Source organism: Verrucosispora sp. TAA-831 (assembly GCF_050780145.1).
GTDB lineage: Bacteria > Actinomycetota > Actinomycetes > Mycobacteriales > Micromonosporaceae > Micromonospora.
Map to the genome: position 1 here is coordinate 727,931 of NZ_CP192240.1, position 18,982 is coordinate 746,912.

Consider the following 18,982-nt stretch of genomic DNA (forward strand, 5'->3'; position numbering starts at 1 on the left):
AGGCCGGCCAACACCTTGTCCACCCGCAGGCAGGTGCTTTCGACCAGCCCGAAGTCGAAGGACCGGGAAACGGTGCCGCATCTCCTCCTGTGTGGTGACGAAGAGGTGCAGGTAGTCGAACTCCCGGTGCCGCCGCTGACGGACTCGCCACCAGCGATGACGACGGCCCGCCGCCACCGACGGCGACGGCGGGCCGTCCTTGGTCAGAGCGCGGTGCGGATCGCCTCGGCGAGGCTCACCGGCGGCCGTCCGATCAGGGTGGCCAGGTCGTCGCCCTCGACGTACAGCTCACCCTCGGCGGCACCCCGGTCGCCGTCGGCCAGCACCTCCGCGTACCCCTGCGGCAGCCCGGCACCGACCAGCACCTCCACGTACTTCTTCACCGGCAGGTCGAGGTAGCCCACCTCCCGACCACTCTGCCGGGACAGCTCGGCGGCCAGCTCGCCCAGGGTGAACGCCGGACCGCCCAGCTCGTACACCCGGTTGGTGTGTCCCTCGCCGGTGAGCACCACGGCGGCGGCCTCCGCGAAGTCCGCGCGGGCGGCGGCGCTGATCCGGCCGTCACCCGCCGCACCCGCCACCCCGTGCTCCAGGTACGTCGGCACCTGCGGGAGATAGTTCTCCAGGTACCAGCCGTTGCGCAGCAGGACGTACGGCAGCCCGGAGGCGACGATCTCCTGCTCGGTGGCGCGATGCTCGGTGGCGAGGATCAGGCTGGACGTGTCGGCCTTCGGAATGCTGGTGTAGACGACCAGCCCGACGCCGGCCTCCGTGGCGGCGGCGACCACGTTGCGGTGCTGCGCCACCCGCCGGCCCACCTCGCTGCCGGAGACGAACATCAGCTTCTCGGCACCGGCGAACGCGGCCCGCAGCGACTCGGGATCGTCGTAGTCGGCCTGCCGGACGGTGACGCCACGCCCGGCCAGGTCGGCGAGGCGGGCGGTGTCCCGGCCGAGCGCCACGATCTCCCCGGCCGGTACGCCCCGGTCCAGCAGCGAGGTGACGATGAGCCGGCCGAGGTGCCCGGTGGCACCGGTGACGACGATGGACATGGGTACTGCTCCTTCCACGGAAACTGCCTGACGTCGGAGGCAACCGGAAGATCGCCTGACCACTTCCCGTTGGAGAGTAGGCACCTTGAAGTGCGCCACATCCTGATGGAGAGTAATAGGGTGGAACCCGACCTGTACGACCGGAAGTGCGGCAGCCGACAGGTCCTCGACCGGATCGGGGACCGGTGGAGCGTCCTGGTGGTGCTGACCCTCGCAAAAAGCCCCAAAAGGTACGGCGAGCTGGCCCAGCGGATCGACGGCGTGAGCCAGAAGATGCTCACCCAGACGCTGCGTGGCCTGGAACGCGACGGCCTGGTCACCCGTACCGTGCACGCTACCGTCCCGCCCCGGGTCGACTACGAGCTCACCGACCTGGGACACGACCTGCGATCACTGGTCGCCGGCCTGGAAGCCTGGGCGACCGACCACCTCGCCGAGGTGGAGGCCGCCCGCGCCCGTTACGACGCCCGCCAGCAGGCGTAGCCACCCTTTCCGGCCCGCCGGTCCGCGTGGCCCTGCGCTCTCGACCCTGCCGACGGCGCAGCGCTAGCCGGCGGTCAGGGGCGTCGGGAGGTCGGTGGCGGCGCGGACCACCTGGTCGATCAGGCCGTACTCGCGGGCCTCGTCGGCAGTGAACCAGCGGTCCCGGTCCCAGTCGCGTTGGACCTCCTCCAACGGGCGTCCGCTGTGTCGGGCGATCAGCTCCAGCATGGTCCGCTTGACGTGCAGCATGTTCTCCGCCTGGATGGTGATGTCGCTGACCGTGCCGCCGAAGCCGCCGTGCGGCTGGTGCATCACCACCCGGGTGTGCGGCAGCGCGTACCGCTTGCCGGCGGCACCCGCGCAGAGCAGGAACTGGCCCATCGAGGCGGCCAGGCCCAGCGCCAGCGTCGCCACGTCGTTGCGGACGAAGCGCATCGTGTCGTAGATCGCCAGTCCCGCACTCACCGAGCCACCCGGCGAGTTGATGTACAGGTGGATGTCCCGGTCCGGGTCCTCCGCCGCGAGCAGCAGCATCTGGGCGTTGATCCGGTTGGCGACCTCGTCGGTCACCTCGCTGCCGAGGAAGACGATCCGCTCCCGCAACAGCCGCTCGTACACCTGGTCGCCGAAGGACCGCTGACCGTCGTCCAGCATCGTGACCATCTCGTCCACCTCCACCCGCCGGTGGGCGACGTCCGCGCTCGGGAACCGGCCCGTCCAGCGTGCGCCGGTCGGGTGGCCGGTCCCCAGCACTTCTGCCCCGGGCAGATCGGCCCACGGCAGAACGGACCGACCGTGCCCTGGCGAGCATGCGGCGCGGACCCTCGCCGATCTCGTGGATGCCACGCAGACGCCCATGAGGGCGTGGGCGGATCAGCTCGACAGCGGTTGCAGGTGACGTCCGGCCGGTTCGGATGTGGCCTGGTCGGGACCGTCGGCTCCCGCGTCGACCTCTGCGGTGTCGCCGAAGACGATGATGCGGAGACCGCCGCCGAAGCCGAATCCGCCGCTCGGTCCGGCAACGACACCACCAGCGCCACCGGCACCGACCTCGTCGGCCAGGTGCGTGAACCCACCGATCGTCGTCGTCCCGCCGCTGTGCCGGAACCCGCCGGCCAGGCCGTTGCCGAGTGACGCGGTGTCGACCAGGCTGCTGCCGAACCCGATGCCGCCGAACTGCGCGACCGGGTGGGCGGAGCCGTCCGTGCCGCGCGGGACGGAGACGGTGGGGTTGCCACCCCGGACGGCCGGGACGTAACCGCCCTGGGGGGTGGTCGGGGTCGGTCGCTCGACCCGGCGCAACTCGTCGCGTACCTCTCCGAGCAGGTCCGAAAGCGCAAGGCCGAGCGCCCGGGAGACGGCGCCGAGCACCTCGGAGGAGGCTTCCTTGCGCCCCCGCTCGACCTCGGAGAGGTAGGGCACCGACACGCCGGCGGCCTCGGCCACCTCGCGCAGCGTACGGCGCTGTCGTTGGCGCTGGCGGCGCAGGACAGTACCGATCACCCGTCGCAGCAACGTCATGCCGGGGCCTCACTCTCGCCGGTCTGCGCTGACCGTACCCATCATGCCGGGCCGCCGTCCGTCGCGCCGCCCCTCGCTGCGCCACCCGGCCGTGCGGATCGGCGAGCAGGGGCTATCTTGTGGGCGTGCAGTCGACCGAGCCGGGCCGGGCCCCGCGGTGATCCACTTTCCCGCGCAGCGGCGCGGCCCGCTCAGCGCGTTGAGCATGCGGCTGGCCGCCGCCGTCGGGCTGGTGCTCGCCGTGGTCGCGGTGGTCTACCTCGACCGCGACGGATACCGGGACGTCAACGAGGACGGCCTCACGCTGCTCGACTGCTTCTACTACGTGGTCGTCTCGCTCTCCACCACCGGGTACGGCGACATCACCCCGGTCAGCGACTCGGCACGGCTGATCAACGTCCTGTTCATCACACCGGCCCGGGTGCTGTTCCTGATCATCCTGGTCGGCACCACCCTGGAAGTCCTGACCGAGCAGTACCGGACCGGCCGCCGCCTGCACCGGTGGGAGAGAAAAGTGAAGGATCACGTCATCATCTGCGGCTACGGCACCAAGGGCCGTAGCGCGGTCTCGGCGCTGCTGGAGAACGGGTTCGAGAAGTCCCGGATCGTCGTGGTGGAGCGCAACAGCGCGGCGCTGCGGCAGGCCACCTCGAACGGGCTGGTCGCCATCGAGGGCTCCGCCACCCGGTCCTCGGTGCTCAACCAGGCGCACGTCCGGACCGCCAAGGCAGTGATCATCGCGACCGACAGCGACGACGCGTCGGTGCTGGTGGCGCTGACCGTACGGCAGCTCACCGCCGGTCAGGTCCGGATCATCGCCGCCGCGCGGGAGGCGGAGAACGCGCCGCTGCTCAAGCAGAGCGGTGCCCACCACGTGATCGTCTCGTCGGCGACCGCCGGGCGGCTGCTGGGTCTGTCGACCTCCGCGCCGCCGCTGATCGACGTGGTGGAGGATCTGCTGACCCCCGGTCAGGGGATGGCGCTGGCCATGCGCTCGGCCGAGCGGAACGAGGTGGGCCGGAATCCGCGCGAACTGGAATCCCTGGTGATCGCCCTGGTCCGGCGCGGCAAGGTGGTCACCCTGGCCGACCAGGCGGGCGCGGTGGTCGAGACCGGCGACATGCTGGTCCACGTACGCGACGACCGGCCCACCGCCAACACCCTGCCCTGATCGCCGATCCGGGTCAGCAGAGGACGTCGGGGTTGTCCTGGATGGCCTCCGTGCAGGTCGCCGGCCCGCCGCTGCTGGCCCGCCGCAGCAGGTCGTAGAGCGTGTCCCGCTCGGCGGGGTCGAGTGCGGCGAGCACGTCGTCCTCGGCTCCGGCCAGGGCACACTCGGCCTCGTTGAGCCGTTTCGTCCCGTGCTCGGTGAGGCTGACCACGTGTCGACGGCGGTCCTCGGGGGAGCGGCGACGCTCGACGAGCTCCGCCGTCTCCAGGTCGTTGAGCAGCCCCACCACGTTCGTGCCGTCGAGTTGCAGGCTGCCCGCCAACGCCTGCTGACTCATCTCGCCGGCCTCCCGCAGCACGGTGAGCGCGACCAGGTGGCGGGGGCGCAGGCCGAGCGGTGCCAGCACCGACTCGGACCGTAGGCGCATCCGGCGGGCCAGGAACTCGAGCAGGGCACCGGAACGGCGCTCCCTGTGCTCGGTCGGCCCGGCAGTCATGTGACCGAGTTTACCCTCACCGCGAAACATTGGCCTGCTATAAATGGTTGGCGCTACACAAACCATCTGTGAGGGGTTAGCCAATGCCGCACCTGTTGCACATCGACTCGAGCATCCGGGGAGAGCAGTCGGTCAGCCGCCGGCTCACCGCCCGCGCCGCCGCCGCGTGGCAGGCCGCGCACCCCGGCGGCACGATCACCTACCGCAACCTCGGCAAGGAGCCGCTGCCGCACCTCGACGAGGCCGCCGAGACGGCCCGCAGAACGCCGGCCGACCAGCGCACCCCGGCCCAGCACCGGATCTGGGAGCTGACCGAGCAGGTGGTCGCCGAGGTGCAGGCCGCCGACACCGTGCTGCTCGGGCTGCCGCTCTACAACTACGGCGCGCCGAGCAGCGTGAAGACCTGGGTGGACCTGCTGATCGCGCCCGGCCTGTCGTACGACCCGGCCACCGGCGCCGGGCTGCTCGGCGGCCGGGAGTTCGTCGTGCTGGCCTCCCGGGGCGGCGGCTACGGCTCCGGCACCCCGCGCGAGGGCTGGGACCACGCCGCGCCCTGGCTGCCGCACGGCCTGTCGATGACCGGCCTGGAGCCGAGGTTCATCGGCTGCGAGCTGACCCTGGCGCCGAGCGTCCCGGCGATGTCCGAGCTGATCCCGCTGCACGAGGAGAGCCTCACGGTGGCGCAGCGGAGCATCGACGAGCTCTGGGTGCCGGCCACGGTCTGACCCGGTCCGGACAACGGCCGGGCCGCCCCCTCAGGGAGCGGCCCGGCCGTTTTCGGTGACTCGGTGGGTCAGAGGATCGTCCAGGTGTCGCCGCTGCCCAGCAGACCGGCGAGCTGCTGCTCCGGCGTTTCGGTGACCGTGGCCCGCGCCTCGGCCACCTGCTCCTGGACCACGCTGTCGTACGACGGCCGACGCACCGAGCGGAACACCCCGATCGGAGTGTTGCGCAGGTCGAAGCCGGGCAGCCGGGACAGCGCGAAGGCGTACGCCGGGTCGTCGACCGTGGCGTCGTGCACCACGATCTCCTCCGCCGGGGTGGACGTGGTCTCGCGGACCTCCAGGCCGAAGCCGCGCGGCGGGTGCACCACGCAGAACTGCCCGTCCTTGCCGAACGTGATCGGCTGACCGTGCTCCAGCCGGATCAGGTGGTCGTCCCGGACACCCGGGTCCTTGAGCTGCTCGAACGCGCCGTCGTTGAAGATGTTGCAGTTCTGGTAGATCTCCACGAAGGCCGAACCCTCGTGCTCGGCCGCCGCCCGCAGCACCGACTGGAGGTGCTTGCGGTCCGAGTCGATGGTGCGGCCGACGAAGGTGGCCTCCGCGCCCAGCGCCAGCGACAGCGGGTTGAACGGCGCGTCCGCCGATCCGACCGGCGTCGACTTCGTGATCTTGCCGACCTCCGAGGTCGGCGAGTACTGGCCCTTGGTCAGACCGTAGATCCGGTTGTTGAACAGCAGGATCTTGAGGTTGACGTTGCGGCGCAGCGCGTGGATCAGGTGGTTGCCGCCGATGGAGAGCGCGTCACCGTCCCCGGTGACCACCCAGACCGACAGGTCCGGACGGGAGACCGACAGGCCGCTGGCGATCGCCGGGGCACGCCCGTGGATCGAGTGCATCCCGTAGGTGTTCATGTAGTACGGGAAGCGCGACGAGCAGCCGATGCCCGAGACGAAGACGATGTTCTCCCGGGGGATGTTCAGCTCCGGCATGAACTGCTGGACGGCCGCGAGGATCGCGTAGTCACCGCAGCCGGGGCACCAGCGCACCTCCTGGTCGGACTTGAAGTCCTTGGCGGTGAGCTTGAGAGCGACGGGCTCAGACATTCTTCAGGACCTCTTCCAGCATCGACTCCAGCTCGGCGGCGGTGAACGGCAGGCCGCGGACCTGGTTGTAGCCGATCGCGTCGACCAGGTAGCGGGCCCGGATCACGTGCGCGAGCTGGCCGAGGTTCATCTCGGGGATGACCACCCGGTCGTACGCGCCGAGCACCGTGCCGAGGTTCGCCGGCATCGGCGCGAGGTGCCGCAGGTGGGCCTGGGCCACCGGCAGCCCACGCTGGCGCAGCGCCCGACAGGCGGCACCGATCGGACCGTACGTGGAGCCCCAGCCGAGCACCAGCACCCGGGCGTCGCCGTCCGGGTCCTCGACCTCGACGTCCGGCACCGGGATGGTCTCGATCCGGGCCGCCCGGGTCCGCACCATGAAGTCGTGGTTCGTCGGGTCGTACGAGATGTCGCCGGTCTTGTCGGCCTTCTCCAGTCCGCCGATCCGGTGCTCCAGGCCGGGGGTGCCGGGCACCGCCCACGGCCGGGCCAGCGTCTGCGGATCGCGGAGGTAGGGCAGGAAGGTGGTGCCGTCCTCGCCGTTCGGCGCGGTGGCGAACTCGACCCGCAGGTCGGGCAGGGACTCCACCTCGGGCAGCAGCCACGGCTCGGAGCCGTTGGCGACGTAGTTGTCCGACAGCAGGATCACCGGCGTCCGGTAGGTCAACGCGATCCGTGCCGCCTCCAGCGCGGCGTGGAAGCAGTCCGACGGCGACTTCGGGGCGATCACCGCCACCGGCGCCTCGCCGTGCCGACCGAACAGGGCCATGTTCAGGTCGGCCTGCTCGGTCTTGGTCGGCATACCGGTCGACGGCCCGGCCCGCTGCACGTCGACGATGACCAGCGGCAGCTCCAGCGCCACCGCGAGCGAGATCGTCTCACCCTTCAGCGCGACACCGGGACCGCTGGTGGTGGTCACCCCGAGCGCGCCGCCGTACGAGGCGCCCAGCGCCGCACCGATCGCGGCGATCTCGTCCTCGGCCTGCATGGTGGTGACACCGAACCGCTTGTGCTTGCTCAGCTCGTGCAGGATGTCCGAGGCCGGGGTGATCGGGTACGCCCCGAGGAACACCGGCAGGCCGGAGCGGACCCCGGCGGCGACGAGGCCGAGCGAGAGCGCGGCGTTGCCGGTGATGTTGCGGTACGTCCCGGCGGGCATCTTGGCCGGCTTGACCTCGTACCGGACGGCGAAGTCCTCGGTGGTCTCGCCGAAGTTCCAGCCCGCCTTGAACGCGGCGATGTTGGCCGCGACCAGCTCCGGGCGCTTGGCGAACTTGCGCTCCAGGAACCGCAGCGTGGAGGAGTACGGGCGGGAGTACATCCAGCTCAGCAGCCCGAGGGCGAACATGTTCTTGGCCCGCTCGGCGTCCTTCTTGGACACGTCCTGCTCGGCCAGCGCACCGATCGTCATCGAGGTCAGTGCCACCGGGTGCACCGCGTACCCGTCGAGGCTGTCGTCGTCGAGCGGGTTGCTCGCGTACCCGACCTTGGCCAGGTTGCGCTTGGTGAACTCGTCGGTGTTGACGATGATGTCGGCCCCGCGCGGCAGGTCGGCGAGGTTGGCCTTGAGCGCTGCCGGGTTCATCGCCACCAGCACGTTCGGCGCGTCGCCGGGCGTGAGGATGTCGTACTCGGCGAAGTGCACCTGGAAGCTCGACACACCCGGCAGGGTGCCGGCGGGTGCCCGGATCTCGGCCGGGAAGTTGGGCAGCGTGGAGATGTCGTTGCCCAACTGCGCGGTCTCGGAGGTGAACCGGTCACCGGTCAGCTGCATGCCGTCGCCGGAGTCCCCGGCGAACCGGATGACCACCCGCTCCAGTTGGCGGATCTGCTTGCTCACGGCCGCACCCCGCTCCGTCGTGCGTGGCCCGCTCGGCTGAACTGGATGGTGACCTCGCCTTGCCCGGCCACGAGACCTCCTTGACGCGCCGCTGCACCGGCCGTCCGCGAAAGGTCCGGCCCGCCTGTCATCCCTCACCCAGAGCCTACGTCGGATCGAGGCTCCGCCTGCCCAGGAGGTCCGCCGACTGGGACTGGATTGTGGGGGTTTATGCGGCCCCTTGGGGGGTTTCGCCCGGCACGCCGTAATCCAGATCACCGCCCAATCCGGGCGGACCGCCAGGGATTGACCCGGCCCGCCGAGGGCTCTCGCCGGTAGGCTGACCGATCGTGACCGGTTACCTGGGCTCGTACGCGACGCTCGGGCTGTTGCTGCTCGTCGGCGTCCTCTTCCTCGTCGTCGCCTTCGCCGCCAACCGGGTGCTGCGCCCGGCCCGCCCGGCGGACCCGCCCGGCAAGCGGGCCAACTACGAATGCGGTGTCGACCCGGTCGGCGGCGACTGGGCGCAGATGCAGATCCGTTATTACGTCTACGCCTACCTCTACGTGCTGTTCGCGGTCGAGGCGGTGTTCCTCTTCCCCTGGGCGGTGGTCTTCGACCGGCCCGGGTTCGGCCTGGTCACGGTCGTCGAGATGGCGATCTTCGTGGCGGTCCTCGCGCTCGGCCTGCTCTACGCCTGGCGTCGCCGGATCCTCGACTGGACCTGACCCCGGCCGGGCCCGCACCGCCGCGGTCGGGTCAGGCCAACCCGCGCCGGGTGACCGTGGGCGGGCGGGTGCCCCGGATCGACGCCACCATGTCCAGCACCCGGCGGGTCTGACGCACCTGGTGGGCCCGGAAGACCCGCGCGCCCAGCCAGGCGGAGACCGCCGTGGCGGCGAGCGTCCCCTCCAGCCGCTCGGCGACCGGCAGGTCCAGCGTCTCGCCGACGAAGTCCTTGTTCGACAGGGCCACCAGCAGCGGCCACCCGGTGTCGGCCAGCTCACCGAGCCGCCTGGTGATCTCCAGCGAGTGCCGGGTGTTCTTGCCGAAGTCGTGCGCCGGGTCGATGAGGATCCCGTCGGGGCGTACCCCGAGGGATACCGCCCGCTCGGCGAGCCCGGTCACCGTCGTCACGACGTCGGCCACGACGTCGTCGAAGGCCGCCCGGTGCGGCCTGGTACGCGGACTCAGCCCACCCGCGTGCGAGCAGACCAGCCCGGCCCCGGTCCGCGCGGCGACCCGGGCCAACGCCGGGTCCGCACCCGACCAGGTGTCGTTGAGCAGGTCCGCCCCGGCGGCGACCGCCTCCACCGCCACCTCGGCCCGCCAGGTGTCGATGGAGATCACCACCTCCGGGAAGGCGGCCCGGACGGCGGCGATGGTGTCCACCGTCCGCCGGATCTCCTCGGCCACGTCCACCTCGGCACCCGGCCCGGCCTTCACCCCGCCGATGTCGACGATCCACGCGCCCTCGTCCACCGCGCGGGCCACCGCCCGCAGCGCGCTGTCCGCCTCGAACGTCGCACCCCGGTCGAAGAAGGAGTCCGGCGTGCGGTTGACGATCGCCATCACCACCAGCTCGTCGGGACCGAACGTCCGTCCACCGAGCCGCAGCTCCCCGGCCACGCCGCCTCCTCCATCGCCGCACGCCGCCGGTCGCTCGCCCGTCGGCCTCCACGACGCTATCCGGTGCCAGGTCACGGGCACCGTCCGGTACGGCGCGCCGGGTGGGGTCGCTCCGGGGCCGTCGACATGCCACGATCAGTGCTATGGGTCAGCTTCTGCTCCTGCTGGTCGTGGCGGTCGCCGTCGCGGCGGTGGTGTTCGGGGTGACGGTGCTGGTCACCGGCCGGGATCCCGGCCTGGTGCCGGTCGAGGCGGACGGACGCGCGCTGCCGCTGCCCGGGGACCGTCCACTGCGCGAGTCGGACGTGGGCGAGGTACGTTTCGACACCGCGCTGCGCGGATATCGAATGGCCCAGGTCGACCAGGCGCTGCGCCGGGCGGCGTACGACATCGGCTACAAGACCGAGCTGATCGGTGTGCTGGAGGCGGAGGTGACCGCGTTGCGCGACGGGCGGACGGCCGAGGCCGACGCCCTGCAGCGCGCCCGCGAGCAGTCCGCCGGTCTCGCCACCGGCCCTGCCGCCGACACCGCCCCGGCGGCCCCCGACGCGTCCACCCCGTCGGTCTCCGACATCTCCGTCACCCCGGCGAACGCCGCCGCGTCCACCGGCACCGCCGCCGCGTCCGGTACCGGCGGGTCTGCCGCGACGAAGGCCAAGGACGCGCCGACGACTGCCCCGGCGGCGACCGCGCCGACCGGCGGCCAGGGTGCCACCGCGACCGGTGGTGAGGGCGGCACGCCGACCGGCGATCAGCAGATCACCCCGCCCGTCGAGGCGGCAGGACGCACCTCCGACGACGCGCCGGAGGCCGAGCCGCGCGGGCCGGTGGTCCGCTCGGAGTCGGCGTGAGCGATCCGGAGGGGCAGGACGATCTTCGCCAGGCGGCTCAGCCGGGCGCCGGCGAGGTCACCGCGACCGTGATCGTCGACGCCCCGGCCGAGAAGGTCTTCGCGGCCCTGCTCGCCTGGGAACGGCAGTCCGACTGGATCCCGTTCACCAGAGTGCGGGTGGTCGAGGGCGACGGCGGCGAGGGCAGCCTGGTCGAGGCGGTCACCGCGCTCGGTCCGGCGGTGCTGCGGGACAAGATGCGGGTCGTCCGGGTGGACACGCCGTACGAGATCGGCGTGGTGCACTGCGGCACGCTGCTGCGGGGCCCCGGTGTACTGCGCTGCACGCCGCTGGCGGGCGGGCGTACCCAGGTGGTCTGGCACGAGTGGTTCCACCTGCCCGGTGGCACCGCCGGTCGGGCGGCCTGGCCGGTGCTCTGGCCCGGTTCGAAGTTCAGCCTCACCCAGGCGCTGCGCCGGTTCGCCCGGCAGGTCGAGCAGGGCCGCATACCCTGACCCGGTGCACCCCGCCGATCGCTGAGCCGCCTCACGGTGTCCGGCGGTGGGGTGGGCGCTCGATCTGTTCCGCTTTGGGCAGACCCGCGAGCACCACGAGCTTCCTCGTCAGCGGGCGGCGTGTAGATCAGATCGGGCGGAACGTGATGAGGTCTTCGAGCCCTGCGAGATCCTCGGCGTTGCGGGTGTACACGGCGGCGTCATGAGCGTGTGCGGTTGCCGCGATGAGCAGGTCCATCCCCCTCGCTCGCGGCTGGCGGCCGTTCTCGACGACACGTGCGGCGAGCCGTGCGTAGCTATCGGCGATCACTTCGTCGATGGGAAGTGGATCAAATCGACGTTGGATGGCACTCAACCGTGCCAACCGGAGCGCCCTCGTCGGTGGCGATAAGGATGCGGGTGTCGAGGATGCCGCGACTCACCGCTCGACCCACGGATCTGTGATGGCGTCGTCGAGCAGGTCCCGATCACCAATCAGTACCTCGCTGCGGCCGATCCTTCGGGCCGCGACGGTCACCCCCGCGACGTAGCCTGGGCGCCGTGACTGAACTGGTGATCGGTGCCGACGGGCTGCCCCGCTGCGCCTGGGGAGCGAGCACGCCCGACTACGCGGTCTACCACGACACCGAGTGGGGTCGCCCGCTGCACGGCGACGACGCGCTGTTCGAACGGATGACGCTGGAGGCGTTCCAGTCCGGGCTGTCCTGGTTGACGATCCTGCGGAAGCGCCCGGCGTTCCGGACCGCCTTCGCCGACTTCCGGATCGAGGCGGTGGCCGGTTACGGCGAGGCCGACGTGACGAGGCTGTTGGCCGACGCGGGCATCGTCCGCAACCGCGCCAAGATCGAGGCGGCGATCGCCAACGCGCGGGCCGCGCTGGAGCTGCCGGAGGGGCTGTCGGCGCTGCTCTGGTCGTTCGCGCCGTCCGCCGACCGGGCCCGTCCCACCGCGCTGACCGGGGTGCCGGCGTCGACCGACGCCTCCGCCGCGATGGCCAAGGCGCTCAAGCGGCGCGGCTTCCGGTTCGTCGGCCCGACCACCGCGTACGCGCTGATGCAGGCGACCGGGATGGTCGACGATCACCTGGCGGGCTGCCACGTCGTGGCGACCCGGGCGAACGTGATGAGATGAGGACATGACGACCGACACCGCGCACCGGCGCAGCGGCGCGAGCCACGCGGAGGGCACCGGAGCCTGGGCGGTGCTGCTGCCGCCCGGCAGGTACGACGCCGAGCGGCTCGTGCACCACGACACGCTGGAACTTACCGGGCTGGACGACCGTCTCCTGCCCGGACCCGGCGACCAGATCGCGGTGCTCGCCGACGAGCCGCCCCGGCTGGTGGCGCTGGGCCGGGTCGCCGTGCCCACGGGTCAGGGTCCCGACGATCCGGAGGATCCGCAGTCCGACCGGGGTCCCGACGCGCTGGTGGTCACGTACACCCGGCGGGCCTTCGACGAGCCGGTGCCGGCGGAGACACTGACCCTCGACGGGCCGGTCACCGCGCTCGACCCGGTGACGTTCCGCGAGTTGGCCGACCGGCTCGGCCCGGCGCCGCAGCGGCGGACCTGGCTGGTCAGCCTGGACCTGCCGATCGAGGCCGACTCGCCGGCCGAGGCGGTCCGGCTGTTCTGGGCGTACGTGCAGGAGTTGGGCCCCCGGGAGCTGCCCGCCTTCGTCTCGCCCTCCGGCGACGAGTTGGCCATGCAGGCCTTCGTGCTGGGCGCCGAGGCCAACCAGGACCCGGAGGAGGACGACTGACCCGCCCGGGTCAGCGTCCCTCGAAGACCGGCTTCTGCTTGTTGACGAAGGCCACGGTGGCCGCCCGGTGGTCGGCGGTGCCGCCGCAGATCGCCTGCGCCTTCGCCTCGGCGGCCAGCGCGTCGGCCAGCGTGCCGGCGTCGGCGACGGAGAGCTGACGCTTGATCGCCGCGTAGGCCACGGTCGGGCCGGCGGCGAGCCGGGTGGCGAGTTCCTGCGCGGTGGTGAGCACCTGCCCGTCGTCGTCGAGCAGGCGGGTGAGCAGGCCCAGCCGGGCGGCCTCGTCGGCGCGTACCGGCTCGGCCAGCATCAGCAACTCGACGGCCTTGGCGTGGCCGACCAACCGGGGCAGCGTCCAGGACGCGCCGGTGTCGGCGGCGAGCCCGACCTTGGCGAACGCCATCAGGAAGCTGGTCGACGGCCCGCCGACGCGGAAGTCGGCGAGGAACGCCAGCGAGGCGCCCGCACCGGCGGCCATCCCGCGTACCGCGGCCACCACCGGCTTGGCCAGGTTGGCCAGTCGGGCGGCGATCGGGTTGTAGTGCAGCGCCACCGTGTCCAGCGGTCGGCCCGCGCCGTCTTCCAGCGTGGTCACGTGTTCGCGCAGGTCCTGACCGGCGCAGAAGTTCCCGCCGGCACCGGCCAGCACCACCGCCCGGACGCTGCGGTCGGCCTCCAGCTCGGCGAGGGTGTCCCGGAGCGCCTCCTTGAGCGCCACGTCGAGCGCGTTCATCGCCGTCGGGCGGTTCAGGGTGAGCGTGGCGACGGCATCCGTGCGGTCGACGATGAGCGGCTCTGTCACGTGTGGCGACCCTTCTGTCGTGCGATCCGGTGTCCTCCGTCGAGGCACTGCTCGACGTACCGGTCGGCGGCCGGCCGGAGCCGGGCCGCGTGCCGGTCGAAGAAGCCGGCCGCGGCGGTGCCGGGCCAGCGTTCGGGGAGCAGCGCCGGTGGTAGCTGCGGGTCCCGGAACAGGAACGTACGCCACGCGTGCACCAGCCGGAACCGGGCCGCGTACGCCTCCTCGTCGCCACTGCGTGCGGAGACGCCGCCGAGCAGGGTGCGCTGCTCGGTGACGAACTGCTCGTACGCCCGGCCGATCTCGGCGAGGTCCCAGGCCCGACGGACCAGGCCCATCGCGCCCGGCGTCCCGGCGGCGTGCGCGGCGCTGAACCGCTCGAACCGGACGCCTGCCTCGCTGAGCAGCAGGTCGACGTCCTCGGCCGGGCGGGTCGCCACCCAGGTCTGCTCGTCGAGCGTGCCGTAGCCGAGGTACCGCAGGTTGGCGGCAAGCCGCTGGCGGTCGCGTCGTGCCGTGGGTGCGTCGAGCACCAACAGGTCGAACCGGCCGTCCCAGGTGACCCGTCCGGTGCGATAGATCCGGGAGGCCGCCTCGTCGAGTCGCCGGGCCGCCTTGGGTGTGATCGAATAGCCCGGCCCGGAGGTCAGTTTGACCGGTTCGAGCCAGCCCTGACGGACCATGCGGGAGACCGCCGTCCGTACGGCGGGTGGGGCGATCCCGAGCGGCGCCAGCAGCTTTACCAGGGCGGCAACGGGTGCGCGGCCACCCCGGGGCCGAAGGTGGTCGCCGTACAGGTCGAAGAGTGCCGACCGTGCCTGCATGACCGCACATTGTGACAGGCCAACTCGCGATAAGCTAGATGCTGTTACATCAATGCTGCTTCGGTTTGGGTCCGGCGGTGTTCATCAGGGAAAATCGTTGCTCGACACCTCCCGTGCACATCGCGGGTGGTCATGGCGAAGTGGCTGTGGGGCAACCCACCGACCCTGGTGTAGGTCTGAGGGGAGACAACATGGCGGCGATGAAGCCGCGGACGGGCGACGGTCCGCTGGAAGTCACCAAGGAGGGCCGGGGCATCGTCATGCGGGTCCCGCTGGAGGGCGGTGGCCGGCTCGTCGTCGAGATGACTCCCGACGAGGCGACGGCGCTCGGTGACGCGCTGAAGGCGGCCGCCGGCTGAGACAAGGCCGGTTCGTCGGCGACGCTCGCCGCCGCGGACGGTTCGTCAAGCCCTGAGCCACCGGCTTAGCCGGTGGCTCAGGGCCTTCACACCATCTCGCCGGGCACCCGACCCGCGAAAATCCCAGGAGGTACGGCTCCGCGTGCTCGCCATCCGTCTGACCGCCGAGCCGGACCGGCTCGACGTCCTGGCCCTGCCCGTCCGATCCGCTGCCGGCGACGACTCGTCGGCCGAGCCGGTGCCCACCGGGGCGACGCTGCCCACCGGGATCGCCGACGAGGCCGCCGCGCTGGTCGGGCCGGCCCGGGTCACCGGCCGCGCCGGTCAGGTCCACACCCAGGTACGACCGGGCGGCACCCCCGCCCGGCTCGTGCTGCTCGGTGTGGGTGCGGCGGACGAGGCGGCCTGGCGCGCGGCGGGTGCCGGACTGGTCCGGGCGGCCCGAGATGAGACTCATGTCACAGTGGCGTTGCCGACGCAGGTGACGCCCGACGCGGTGCGCGGACTGGTCGAGGGCCTGCTGCTCGGCTCGTACCGGTTCCGCCTCGGCGACGACCCGGACGCCCCGACGCTGACCGGGGTCGACCTGGCGGTCACCGACCCCGACGCGTACGCCCAGGCCGTCGCCACGGCCCGGACGACCGCCGAGATGACCCGGCTGGCCCGCGACCTGACCAACACCCCCTCCTCGGTCAAGAACCCGCAGTGGTTCGCCACCCAGGTCACCGACGCCGCCGCCGACCTGCCCGGACTCCGGGTCCGGGTACGCGAGCCGGAGCAGTTGGCCGCCGAGGGGTTCGGCGGGATCCTCGCGGTGGGCGGCGGCTCGGCCAGCGCCCCCCGCCTGGTCGAGATGGACTGGCATCCGGCCGACGCCCGGACCCACGTGGTGCTGGTCGGCAAGGGCATCACCTTCGACACCGGCGGCATCTCGATCAAGCCGGTGCCGGCGATGAAGCTGATGCGCAAGGACATGGCCGGGGCGGCGGCCGTGGTCGCGGCCACCCTCGGCGCGGCGGCCCTGAAGCTGCCGGTCCGGATCACCACGCTCACCCCGTTGGCCGAGAACATGGTCAGCGGCTCGGCGTTCCGCCCCGGCGACGTCATCCGGCACTACGGCGGCCTGACCAGCGAGACCACCAACTCCGACGCCGAGGGACGGCTGGTCCTCGCCGACGCGCTGGCGTACGCCGTGCAGGAGCTCAAGCCCGACCTGCTGATCGACCTGGCCACGCTGACCGGGGCGAACGCGGTCGCGCTCGGCACCCGCATCGGCGCGCTCTACAGCGACAACGACCAGTTGGCCGCAGACCTGCTGACGGCCATCGACGCGGCCGGCGAGTCCGCCTGGCGGATGCCGCTTGCCGCCGACTACGTCGAGCACCTCGGCAGCGACGTGGCCGACCTGCACAGCGCACCCACGCAGGGCGCCGGATCGGTGCTGGCCGCGCTCTACCTGCGCGAGTTCACCGGCGAGCTGCGCCCGCAGTGGCTGCACATCGACATGTCGGCGCCGTCCTGGTGCGACCGCGACGACGCGGAGCTGACCCGGGGCGCGACCGGCTGGGGCGTACGCGGCCTGCTGCGCTGGCTGGCGACCCTCTCCTGACCGGCGGCCCGGCGGCGGTGCGCCCGGTTCAGCAGCGCACCGCGGCCAGCAGCCCGTGGCCCACCGGCAGCATCGCCGGGACCCAGTGCTCCGACTCGCGGATGGCCTTGATCGTCTCGCGCACCGTCACCGTCTCCGCGTCCCGGGCGGCCGGGTCACCGATCCGGCCCCCGGCCAGCGTGCCGTTGAGGACCAGCACCCCGCCCGGCCGCAGCAGCCGCAGCGCCGCCTCCACGCAGGCGCTGAAGCCGGTCGCCTCGGCGTCGACGAAGACCAGGTCGTACGCGCCGTCGGCGAGCCGCGGCAGCACGTCCAGCGCGCGTCCGGTGATGATGCGGGTCCGGCCGGCGACGAAACCGGCCTCGGCGAAGATCCGGCGGGCGATCCGCTGGTGCTCCACCTCGACGTCGATGGTGGTGAGCACCCCGTCGGCCCGCATCCCGCGCAGCAGCCAGACGCCGCTGACCCCGGTGCCGGTGCCGATCTCGACCACCGCCCGCGCGTTCCCGGCGGCGGCGAGCAGGCGCAACGCGGCGCCCGCGCCGGGGGTGACCGCGTCGAGTCCGACCTCCCGGGCGAGGCTGCGGGCGGTCCGGAGCACGAGATCCTCGGTGACGTACGACTCGGCGAACTGGAGAGCCGGGTTCGTCGAACTGCCGGAACCGGCGACCGTGGCGATGGGACACCTCCGGGCGGCGAGCATGATGCGCAGGGCGGGTGGGCACTGTGACTCTAGAGGCGGCCCGCCACCGGCGCAGCCGCGCGTCCACCCGCAGTGACAACCGCTGACCCCATGCGGCACATCCGTGCAATCCTGGAAGCGGTATCCCGTCGACGGCATCGGGGCGGCGTCCGATCGCCGGATCGCGGGACACCGGGGGACGGACTGGGAGGCACCGAGTGACCGACGGCTGGGACTGGCGCCAGCCCGGCGCGAGCGGCGTACCGGCGGGACAGCCGGTGCCCGGAACTCCGCCGGCAGGCTCGTCGGCACGCGAGGGCGCCCCACCGGGCGCCTCACCGTGGTGGTCCGACGCGCTGAGCGACCCGTGGCGGGACCCGAACGCTCCGACGGCGGTGGTGGTGCCGGTGGCACCGGTCGCCGGTGCCGAGCCGGAACGGGTCACCGACCCGGACGCGCCCGGACGCCCGGGACTGCGCCAGATGCTGCTGGTCCCGCTGTTGGCCGCCCTGCTCGCCGGCACGCTCGGCGGTGCCCTCGGGTACGCCTTCGCGGTCCGTGGCGGCGCGGCCGGGCCGGTGCTCGGCGCCGCACCGGGCACCGCCCCCACGCTCGCCCAGCGCCCGCCGGAGTCGCTGGCCGGGGTGGCCGAGCGGGTCCTGCCCAGCGTGGTCACCGTCCGGGTGGCGGGGGTCGGCGGCACCAGCGAGGGCTCCGGCTTCATCGTCAGCACCGACGGACACGTGATCACCAACGACCACGTCGTCGCCGGTGGCGGCAAGGCGTCGGTGGTCTTCAACGACGGCAGCACCGACTCGGCGACCGTGGTGGGTCAGGACCCGGAGTCCGACATCGCCGTGATCAAGGTCTCACGTACCGGTCTGCGGCCGGTCGAGTTCGGCGACTCCGACGCCCTGGCCGTCGGCGACCCGGTGCTGGCCTTCGGCTCGCCGCTGTCGCTGGCGAACACGGTCACCTCGGGCATCGTCAGCGCGCTGGACCGGACCATGCAGGCCGGTGAGCCGGGCGGCCCGACCCGCTACTACGCCGCGATCCAGACCGACGCCGCCGTCAACCACGGCAACTCGGGCGGCCCGCTGGTCGACGCGGCGGGACGGGTGATCGGCGTCAACTCGACCATCAAGTCCCTGGTCGCGGACGGCCAGGAGGCCGGCAACATCGGTCTCGCCTTCGCCATCCCGATCAACCAGGCCAAGCGGATCACCCAGGAGATCATCGGCACCGGCAAGGCTCGGCGTACGGTGATCGGCGCACAGGTGGGCGGGCCCGGCGCGAACACCGGCGGATCGGGTGTCCGCCTCGCCGCGGTGGAACCGGCGGGGCCGGCGGCCGGTGCCGGACTCCGGGCCGGTGACGTCGTCCTGCGGCTCGACGGACGGCCGATGACCGAGCCGACCGACCTGATCGCCCTGGTCCGCAAGTACGCCCCGGGCTCGGTGGTGACCGTCGAGTACCGGCGCGGCAGTGACCGGCAGAACGCCTCGGTCACGCTGGCGGCGGACGCGAAGTGACCTCGCAGAACCCCTTCTGGCCGGGCCCCCGACGTGCGTACTCTGGGCTGCGGTAGCCGGGGGAGGAGGACGGG

At 72.4% G+C, this 18,982-nt stretch carries 21 protein-coding genes and 1 pseudogene; 11 read left to right on the top strand and 11 right to left on the bottom strand.

Features of this window, described 5'->3' with window-relative positions; translation table 11 throughout:
- Positions 1–203: 203 nt before the first annotated feature.
- On the bottom strand, positions 204–1,052 hold the full coding sequence (locus ACQVFL_RS03345) for an SDR family oxidoreductase (RefSeq protein WP_396692280.1): 849 nt from the start codon (positions 1,050–1,052) through the stop codon (positions 204–206).
- A 105-nt stretch (positions 1,053–1,157) separates the two neighbouring features.
- Between ACQVFL_RS03345 and ACQVFL_RS03350 the strand changes: the two genes are divergently transcribed.
- Positions 1,158–1,535 (top strand): winged helix-turn-helix transcriptional regulator, encoded by a 378-nt coding sequence (locus tag ACQVFL_RS03350; protein ID WP_431728670.1) that lies wholly within the window; start codon positions 1,158–1,160, stop codon positions 1,533–1,535.
- A gap of 63 nt (positions 1,536–1,598) precedes the next feature.
- On the opposite strand, the gene ACQVFL_RS03355 is transcribed toward ACQVFL_RS03350, so the two are convergent.
- Positions 1,599–2,198, bottom strand: coding sequence for a ClpP family protease (locus ACQVFL_RS03355; RefSeq protein ID WP_396692282.1), 600 nt, complete (start codon positions 2,196–2,198; stop codon positions 1,599–1,601).
- A gap of 210 nt (positions 2,199–2,408) precedes the next feature.
- Complete coding sequence (locus ACQVFL_RS03360) at positions 2,409–3,056, bottom strand: helix-turn-helix domain-containing protein (protein WP_396692283.1); 648 nt, start codon at positions 3,054–3,056, stop codon at positions 2,409–2,411.
- A gap of 157 nt (positions 3,057–3,213) precedes the next feature.
- On the opposite strand from ACQVFL_RS03360, the gene ACQVFL_RS03365 reads away from it, so the two are divergent.
- Entirely contained in the window at positions 3,214–4,227 is a 1,014-nt protein-coding gene (locus ACQVFL_RS03365; RefSeq protein WP_396692733.1) for a potassium channel family protein, read from the top strand.
- Between the two features lie 13 nt (positions 4,228–4,240).
- On the opposite strand, the gene ACQVFL_RS03370 is transcribed toward ACQVFL_RS03365, so the two are convergent.
- A complete protein-coding gene (locus ACQVFL_RS03370; RefSeq protein WP_396692284.1) occupies positions 4,241–4,723 on the bottom strand; it encodes a MarR family winged helix-turn-helix transcriptional regulator in 483 nt (160 codons plus the stop codon).
- Positions 4,724–4,806: 83 nt separating this feature from the next.
- Here ACQVFL_RS03370 and ACQVFL_RS03375 point away from each other — a divergent pair, with 83 nt between their 5' ends.
- Complete coding sequence (locus tag ACQVFL_RS03375) at positions 4,807–5,448, top strand: FMN-dependent NADH-azoreductase (RefSeq protein WP_396692285.1); 642 nt, start codon at positions 4,807–4,809, stop codon at positions 5,446–5,448.
- Positions 5,449–5,516: 68 nt separating this feature from the next.
- Here ACQVFL_RS03375 and ACQVFL_RS03380 read toward each other — a convergent pair whose 3' ends face one another.
- Complete coding sequence (locus tag ACQVFL_RS03380; protein WP_396692286.1) at positions 5,517–6,551, bottom strand: 2-oxoacid:ferredoxin oxidoreductase subunit beta; 1,035 nt, start codon at positions 6,549–6,551, stop codon at positions 5,517–5,519.
- Entirely contained in the window at positions 6,544–8,391 is a 1,848-nt protein-coding gene (locus tag ACQVFL_RS03385) for a 2-oxoacid:acceptor oxidoreductase subunit alpha (RefSeq protein ID WP_396692287.1), read from the bottom strand. The genes ACQVFL_RS03380 and ACQVFL_RS03385 overlap by 8 nt, the downstream gene beginning before the upstream one ends.
- Positions 8,392–8,720: 329 nt before the next feature.
- On the opposite strand from ACQVFL_RS03385, the gene ACQVFL_RS03390 reads away from it, so the two are divergent.
- Complete coding sequence (locus tag ACQVFL_RS03390) at positions 8,721–9,098, top strand: NADH-quinone oxidoreductase subunit A (RefSeq protein WP_431728671.1); 378 nt, start codon at positions 8,721–8,723, stop codon at positions 9,096–9,098.
- Between the two features lie 31 nt (positions 9,099–9,129).
- On the opposite strand, the gene folP is transcribed toward ACQVFL_RS03390, so the two are convergent.
- A complete protein-coding gene (folP, locus tag ACQVFL_RS03395; RefSeq protein ID WP_396692289.1) occupies positions 9,130–9,999 on the bottom strand; it encodes a dihydropteroate synthase in 870 nt (289 codons plus the stop codon).
- A 143-nt stretch (positions 10,000–10,142) separates the two neighbouring features.
- On the opposite strand from folP, the gene ACQVFL_RS03400 reads away from it, so the two are divergent.
- Both ACQVFL_RS03400 and ACQVFL_RS03405 read left to right on the top strand, forming a co-directional pair.
- Complete coding sequence (locus ACQVFL_RS03400; protein WP_396692290.1) at positions 10,143–10,850, top strand: DivIVA domain-containing protein; 708 nt, start codon at positions 10,143–10,145, stop codon at positions 10,848–10,850.
- Positions 10,847–11,344, top strand: coding sequence for an SRPBCC family protein (locus ACQVFL_RS03405; RefSeq protein ID WP_396692291.1), 498 nt, complete (start codon positions 10,847–10,849; stop codon positions 11,342–11,344). Before ACQVFL_RS03400 ends, ACQVFL_RS03405 begins: the two co-directional genes overlap by 4 nt.
- A 127-nt stretch (positions 11,345–11,471) precedes the next feature.
- Here ACQVFL_RS03405 and ACQVFL_RS03410 read toward each other — a convergent pair.
- A pseudogene (locus ACQVFL_RS03410) lies at positions 11,472–11,714 on the bottom strand (VapC toxin family PIN domain ribonuclease); the annotation flags it as partial.
- 170 nt (positions 11,715–11,884) lie between these two features.
- On the opposite strand from ACQVFL_RS03410, the gene ACQVFL_RS03415 reads away from it, so the two are divergent.
- Both ACQVFL_RS03415 and ACQVFL_RS03420 read left to right on the top strand, forming a co-directional pair.
- Complete coding sequence (locus tag ACQVFL_RS03415) at positions 11,885–12,475, top strand: DNA-3-methyladenine glycosylase I (RefSeq protein WP_396692293.1); 591 nt, start codon at positions 11,885–11,887, stop codon at positions 12,473–12,475.
- Positions 12,476–12,479: 4 nt separating this feature from the next.
- Entirely contained in the window at positions 12,480–13,103 is a 624-nt protein-coding gene (locus ACQVFL_RS03420) for a hypothetical protein (protein WP_396692294.1), read from the top strand.
- Positions 13,104–13,113: 10 nt separating this feature from the next.
- Here ACQVFL_RS03420 and ACQVFL_RS03425 read toward each other — a convergent pair whose 3' ends face one another.
- Both ACQVFL_RS03425 and ACQVFL_RS03430 read right to left on the bottom strand, forming a co-directional pair.
- Entirely contained in the window at positions 13,114–13,905 is a 792-nt protein-coding gene (locus ACQVFL_RS03425) for an enoyl-CoA hydratase/isomerase family protein (protein ID WP_396692295.1), read from the bottom strand.
- Positions 13,902–14,726, bottom strand: coding sequence for a PaaX family transcriptional regulator (locus tag ACQVFL_RS03430; protein ID WP_396692296.1), 825 nt, complete (start codon positions 14,724–14,726; stop codon positions 13,902–13,904). The genes ACQVFL_RS03425 and ACQVFL_RS03430 overlap by 4 nt, the downstream gene beginning before the upstream one ends.
- 191 nt (positions 14,727–14,917) lie before the next feature.
- Here ACQVFL_RS03430 and ACQVFL_RS03435 point away from each other — a divergent pair, with 191 nt between their 5' ends.
- Together ACQVFL_RS03435 and ACQVFL_RS03440 are read left to right on the top strand one after the other, a co-directional pair.
- Positions 14,918–15,085, top strand: a complete 168-nt coding sequence (locus ACQVFL_RS03435; RefSeq protein WP_013283866.1) for a DUF3117 domain-containing protein — start codon at positions 14,918–14,920, stop codon at positions 15,083–15,085.
- A 142-nt stretch (positions 15,086–15,227) separates the two neighbouring features.
- Entirely contained in the window at positions 15,228–16,694 is a 1,467-nt protein-coding gene (locus ACQVFL_RS03440; protein ID WP_396692297.1) for a leucyl aminopeptidase family protein, read from the top strand.
- Between the two features lie 28 nt (positions 16,695–16,722).
- Here ACQVFL_RS03440 and ACQVFL_RS03445 read toward each other — a convergent pair whose 3' ends face one another.
- The gene (locus ACQVFL_RS03445) at positions 16,723–17,397 is read right to left on the bottom strand and encodes an O-methyltransferase (RefSeq protein WP_396692298.1); all 675 of its coding nucleotides are present in this window, start codon (positions 17,395–17,397) and stop codon (positions 16,723–16,725) included.
- Between the two features lie 257 nt (positions 17,398–17,654).
- Here ACQVFL_RS03445 and ACQVFL_RS03450 point away from each other — a divergent pair, with 257 nt between their 5' ends.
- Complete coding sequence (locus ACQVFL_RS03450; protein ID WP_396692735.1) at positions 17,655–18,908, top strand: S1C family serine protease; 1,254 nt, start codon at positions 17,655–17,657, stop codon at positions 18,906–18,908.
- The last annotated feature ends 74 nt before the right edge of the window (positions 18,909–18,982 follow it).